Source organism: Mucilaginibacter sp. (genome assembly GCF_036383575.1).
In the GTDB taxonomy this organism is placed as follows: domain Bacteria; phylum Bacteroidota; class Bacteroidia; order Sphingobacteriales; family Sphingobacteriaceae; genus Mucilaginibacter.
In genome coordinates this window covers 1-5,778 of the sequence record NZ_DASVOB010000804.1, presented here as the reverse complement: position 1 = coordinate 5,778, position 5,778 = coordinate 1, and the positions used below count along the sequence as shown (strand labels likewise).

Annotated in this window: 4 protein-coding genes and 1 pseudogene; 1 reads left to right on the top strand and 4 read right to left on the bottom strand. The window is 41.8% G+C overall.

The genetic code is table 11. From position 1 onward, the window contains the following. The 4 genes from VF500_RS28665 to VF500_RS28650 form a co-directional block, all read right to left on the bottom strand. The coding region (locus VF500_RS28665; protein WP_330862933.1) for an efflux RND transporter permease subunit at positions 1-878 on the bottom strand (878 nt) is incomplete at its 3' end. Further along, entirely contained in the window at positions 875-1,954 is a 1,080-nt protein-coding gene (locus tag VF500_RS28660; protein WP_330862932.1) for an efflux RND transporter periplasmic adaptor subunit, read from the bottom strand. The genes VF500_RS28660 and VF500_RS28665, both read right to left, overlap by 4 nt. A gap of 11 nt (positions 1,955-1,965) precedes the next feature. Then, complete coding sequence (locus tag VF500_RS28655) at positions 1,966-3,309, bottom strand: TolC family protein (protein ID WP_330862931.1); 1,344 nt, start codon at positions 3,307-3,309, stop codon at positions 1,966-1,968. A 179-nt stretch (positions 3,310-3,488) separates the two neighbouring features. Next, positions 3,489-4,100, bottom strand: a complete 612-nt coding sequence (locus tag VF500_RS28650; protein ID WP_330862930.1) for a TetR/AcrR family transcriptional regulator — start codon at positions 4,098-4,100, stop codon at positions 3,489-3,491. A 325-nt stretch (positions 4,101-4,425) separates the two neighbouring features. Here VF500_RS28650 and fbp point away from each other — a divergent pair. Further along, positions 4,426-5,477 (top strand): annotated as a pseudogene (fbp, locus tag VF500_RS28645) (class 1 fructose-bisphosphatase). Positions 5,478-5,778 lie beyond the last annotated feature (301 nt).

Below are 5,778 nucleotides of genomic sequence, written 5' to 3'. Positions count from 1 at the left end.
GTTTTGTTGATGTTTTCGCCATCTTTTTGCGCAGCCACTACAAATACACAACGGTGTCCGTTAAGGCGGGTAATATGCTTTTCTTCGCCATAGCCGTAGTATACATGTGCCACATCTTTTAGCAGGATGTTTTTGCCATTGGCCGCATAAACAACAGTACCGTTTACCGCATCAAGACTACGGTAATCGTTACTTTTAATATTGAACGTTAAGTGGTCGGCATCAATACTCCCGCCAGGAATACTGGCCATTTCGCTGTGCAAACTGTTTACAATGGCACTTACAGGAAGATGCATCTGCGCCATTTTTTCCAGATCGAGTTCGACACGTACCTGCTGGCCGGGCAAACCATAAATAGATACCTGTTTAAGCGATGATACCTTCTCCAGCTCATCCTGCAATTTTTCTGCAAAATGCTGTAACTGGCTGCGGGCCGCATTTTCTGACACCAGCGCTACCTGCAATACATTCACATCAGTAGGCTGCTGCTTTTGGATCTCAATACCTGCCACATCTGTTGGCAGTTCACTGCGTTTATTATTTACTTCGCGTACTATTTCCTGGTATTTGGAATCGATATTGCTGCTGTACTTATATTCAACCCTCAATACAGCTACGCCATTTGAAATGGTGGTACGGATACGTTTAATATCATCCAGACTACCTATGGTTTTCTCCAATGGCGTTACCACCCTATCCTCAATATCCCGCGGACTTGTGCCCGGATAATTAACAATAACCAGGAACGAAGGCGGGTGCATTTCAGGATCCTCCGAACGGGGCATGTTCAACATGGTGGTGATCCCCAATGCTATGATCATAATAAAGATCACGAGGGTAAACTGGCTGTTTTTCACAGCATAATCCGAGATCTTCATTTGGCCGCAGTTTTATGTGATTGAACGGTTATTGCACTATTATCAGTAAGATAAGCCGAACCTGAAATGATCAGTGATTTTGCATCGGCCAATCCGCTGCTAATGGTCACCGTATTTTTGTCGATACCGGCGACGGCTACCTTTACTTTATGAGCGGTTTTGTTATCGTCGGTTACAAATACGTAGCCACTGTTGCCATCGCCATCTAACAGTGCATCATACGGAATTTGCCAGGTAGCATTACCTGTATTAGTCGGGCGTGCAGGTATTATGGTGGCTTTGCCAAACATACCGGCTGCTATGGCCTGCGGCTTTTTACCGGTGATACTGATATCGGCACTAAAAGTACCTGTTGCGGCGTCCACTCCTTCAGATTTGCGAGTTACTATGCCCTGTAATACCTGACCCGGCATTGCCGTAGTTTGAATAGTTGCCTTATCATTAAGCTGCAAAACGGCCCATTCGCTGTCGCTGATACCTACGCGCAGCATCCACTTGCCGGCTTCGGCGCCGTTGGCTTGCAGTACGGCCGTACCCGCGGTAACCTGCTGACCTACATTGGCCAGCTTATGCAAAATAAAACCATCCTTTGGTGCCCGGATCTCCGAATACTGACGGTTAAATGTTGCTGTTTTTAATTGCTGCTGAGCCTGCTGTAAAGTGGTTTTACTATTTTGTAGTTGTTCCAACGTAGCTACGCTGTCTTTGTACAGGTTTTGGGCACGCTCATAATCACGTTGTGCTTTCTCTGCCGCGAGGCTGGCTTGTTGTACTTGTGCATTAATTTCGGTAGGATTGAGTGATGCCAATAACTGGCCTCTTTTCACCGCGTCGCCCTCCTTTACATTGAGGCTGCTGATGATACCGCCAATTTTAAAGGAAAGCATTACCTCGTCATCGGTAGTGAACTGTCCTGATACAGCCATTGGCGCGCTGTTGCCCTGCTGTTTTAGCTGCACAACCTGTACGGGAATGGTATCGGCCCCGCCCTCGTTGCTAACAATAGCGGGATGTGATTTGCAGGAATAAATAAATGGTATGCACAGCAATAAACCGGTGTATTTAATTTTTTTCATGTCTATCTGTTTTAGTTGGAGTTGTTAATTGGATAAGTTGCCTGGTCGCGTTCAAGTTCGGCGAGGGTTATTTGCAGGTTGGCCTGTGCATCGGCCATTTGCAGGCGAGCACCCGTTAGCTGGTCTTGGGCGTCTACCAGTTCAAGATAAAGGAGTTGCCCGGCACGGTAGGCTTTCAGCTGATCATTATAATACTTGGCGGCAAACTGAAGTTGTGCGGTAACACTTTTATAAGCGGCTTTGGCCGACTGATAATTATGATAAGCCTGATCGAGCTGTAATTGAAAGGATTGTTCGGTTTGATCAAGCTGTGCAGTGGCAGCATTAAAATTAGCTTTAGATTGCTCGGCCCTGTATTTACGTTGGCCACCGGTAAAAATGTCCCATTGCAGGTTTACCCCCCATAAATAATAACGGGTTTTGTTGTTCACATTAAAATCAAACCCCTGCGATCCCAGGTCGATAAATGTATTGAGCTTAGGAATAAAGCCCGATCGCTGCAATTTATAATCGAGCGTATAAACCTGTTGCAGGGTACGCAATTGCTTTAACTCTTCGCGCTGTTTTGTGCCTGCTGAGGTATCAGGAGTAGCTATGATATCTGCTATGGCTTCAGGTTCAACAATAATTGTGTCCTGCAAAGGGCGGTTAAGCAAAAAGTTAAAATATGATTTAGCGTTTTGTGTGCCATGCTGTGCCTGGATCAAAGCGGCGTTTGTCTTTTCTTTTTCGGTTTGAGATCGCAGTAAAGCAGTTCCATTGCGTACTCCATTACGCAGCATGCTTTCATTTTCGCGGATGTTCTCTTTGATCAGAGTCATCGCGCTGTTATAGGTGGCTATGCTTTGCAACGATTGATAATAGCGGTAATAAGCGGTTTTAATATCTTTTACTAACGCCCTTTTATAGACGTTTACCGCGGCTTGCTGGCTGGTTATCAGTTGTTGTTTGATCAGCTTATTGTACCGGATCTCGGCATTGATAAGTGGAAGTGATGTGCGTACTTTGGCATCATAGAAATTATTAGGATTGAGCAGGAAGGATTCGTTTTTTAACTGCGGAAATTTATTTGAATTGGTTAGCTGGTTTAACGCCGTATAAACAGGGTTAACCAAATCACCCACCGGAACATCAATGGTACGTCCGCCCGATGACTTTGTGTAACTACCTAACAAACTTACAGTTGGTAAATACATGGCTTGCGCCTCCTTTAGTGCTGCCATAGCTTTATCCAGGTCGAACTGTTGTTCCTTTAAACCCTGGTTTTGAGCAAATGCTGTAGCTATGTAGTCATCAAGCTGCCTGTGGCTGGTTTGCCCCCATGTGCTTATGCCGATGAGCATGCATATTGCCATGATTGGTATTGATTTTATTTTGAACGACGTATACATAATGAACAATGTTTAGTATATGGTTAAATTTTTTTAAACTTTTAATAGACGCATCAGTGATGCTTTAATTTAAACTGAACTATATTTTTGTATTGTATAATGTTTATCTAATGAACACTGTTTAGTTATAGAGCAAAAAAATATTATATTGTTACAGCCGCTAAATAATCTTCCATTGATTTAATTAAAATTTGCGGTATGGCTTCTTCTGCCTGATCCATGATCTTTAAGCGGCAACGTAAATTTAACGATACTAAACCGTGTGCCGTTGCCCAAACCAATAACGACGCTTGCTCCACATCATTGATGCGCAGCAACTTTTTACTGATACAATCAGAAAGGCAATCAACTAAAAAACCAAAACAATTACCACCGTTAGCCTTATGGATCTCTTCATCCACATTCATCGGCGCGCGGATAATGAACATCAGATCATAAAGCTCCGGATTTTGGAGGCCAAAATTGATATAAACCCTCCCCACCTGCCTTAGTTTTTCAAGTGGATCTGTACTGGTAGCTTCTTTTTTAAAAACTTCCAGCAACTGGCCGTAAGCCTCTCCCTGTACTTCATATAAAAGTTCGTCTTTATCTTTGAAATAAAGGTAGATGGTACCCGGGCTGTATTCTATCGCTTCAGCAATACTACGGATAGATGTTTTGGCGTAACCATCTTCCAGGAACATCTTCAAAGCGGTAGCTCTTATAAGCTCCCTCATTTCAGTTTTTTCCCGTTCTTTTCTGTCAGTTACTCCCATGATCAATTAAGTACGCCGCAAATATAATGAACAGTGTTCATTATTTACAATCAGGCATTCATTTTACAATTCTAAAACAAAAATACCGGTTGCTTTAGAAGTGTAGCTAAATAGAAACAACCTGTTTATCAAGCAAAAAACTATGTATCTATTAAATTTCCGATTCATGCAAAACGCAAACGTTTGCGTAAATAATTAACGGAATTGAAGATGCAAAAGGCAAATCACATCCTATAATTGGCAATTGATACGCGTATTCTTTTAACCATTTTAATTAAATCTTCTTTTAACCAACCGAATTAAACAACATCAAACCTTTGAAAATATGACGGCATTTAAAACTCTTGGACAATTTATTATTGAGCGGCAAAAAGACTTCCCTTACGCCAAAGGTGAGCTTTCCCGGTTGTTACGTGATATTGGGATAGCAGCTAAAATAGTAAACAGGGAAATTAACAAGGCTGGGCTGGTAGATATTTTAGGAGATGCCGGTTCATCCAATATCCAGGGCGAATCACAAAAAAGCTGGATATTTATGCTAACGAGCAGTTTATAGCAGCCTTAAGAAGCGGCGGAGAATGTTGCATTGTTGTTTCGGAAGAAAATGATGAATACCTGGTTATTGATTCGGATATTTCAAAAGAGGCAAGCTATGTTGTTGCACTTGATCCTTTAGATGGGTCATCCAACATTGACGTTAATGTAGGCGTAGGAACTATATTTTCTATTTACAGAAGAAAATCGGAGAACGGTAAATCATCTACCAACGAAGATGTATTACAACTTGGTACCGAACAGGTGGCTGCGGGGTATGTTATTTACGGCTCCTCAACCATGCTGGTATACACTACGGGCAAAGGTGTTAACGGCTTTACCCTTGATCCTTCCATTGGGGAGTTTTGCCTTTCACACCCTAACATGACAGTGCCGGCAACGGGAACCATTTACTCTATAAATGAGGGCAATTACATTCATTTTCCGGATGGGGTAAAAAAATACATTAAATACTGCCAGGTAGAGGATCCTGATACTCAACGGCCGTATACTTCCAGGTATACAGGGTCGATGGTGGCGGATATACACCGAACCTTAATAAAAGGAGGTATCTTTATCTACCCTCCTACTACCGGTGCCAAGAAAGGAAAACTACGGCTTATTTATGAATGCAACCCAATGGCTTATATTATTGAACAAGCAGGCGGCAAAGCATCAGACGGATACAAAAGGGTCATGGAGATTGAAGTAAAGGAGTTGCACCAACGCTCTTCCATATTCATTGGCTCAATGGATATGGTACTCAAAGCTGAAGAATTTATGGCATCCTTTTCACCGAAATTGTTTGTGAAATCGTTTGAGGGAGAAGTTAAAATTCAATAAGTATGTTGAAAAACGCAATAGTGATCAGGCTAAGCACCAACTTTTTGTAAAGTTCCCTTCACAATTTCAAGCTTTAATTGTTGGTTAAAAATACTGGATAAAACTTAAATTTGAAGCATCTTTAGACAATAAATGACGAAAATTGTTTTTTCGTTTGAACTAAAATTGTCATCCAAATGTCATGAAGTGTGAAATACTTCACAACTACAAGTGTTACAAATACACATAATTTTATACGTTTAAACAACAGAATCGACACTTTTGAACTATCTAAGCTTTTAGTCTATATCTTTAAGCAAAA

Coding starts and splice junctions, on each gene's coding strand:
- VF500_RS28660 (WP_330862932.1), bottom strand. CDS start 1,954: ATGAAAAAAATTAAATACACCGGTTTATTGCTGTGCATACCATTTATT.
- VF500_RS28655 (WP_330862931.1), bottom strand. CDS start 3,309: ATGGCAATATGCATGCTCATCGGCATAAGCACATGGGGGCAAACCAGC.
- VF500_RS28650 (WP_330862930.1), bottom strand. CDS start 4,100: ATGGGAGTAACTGACAGAAAAGAACGGGAAAAAACTGAAATGAGGGAG.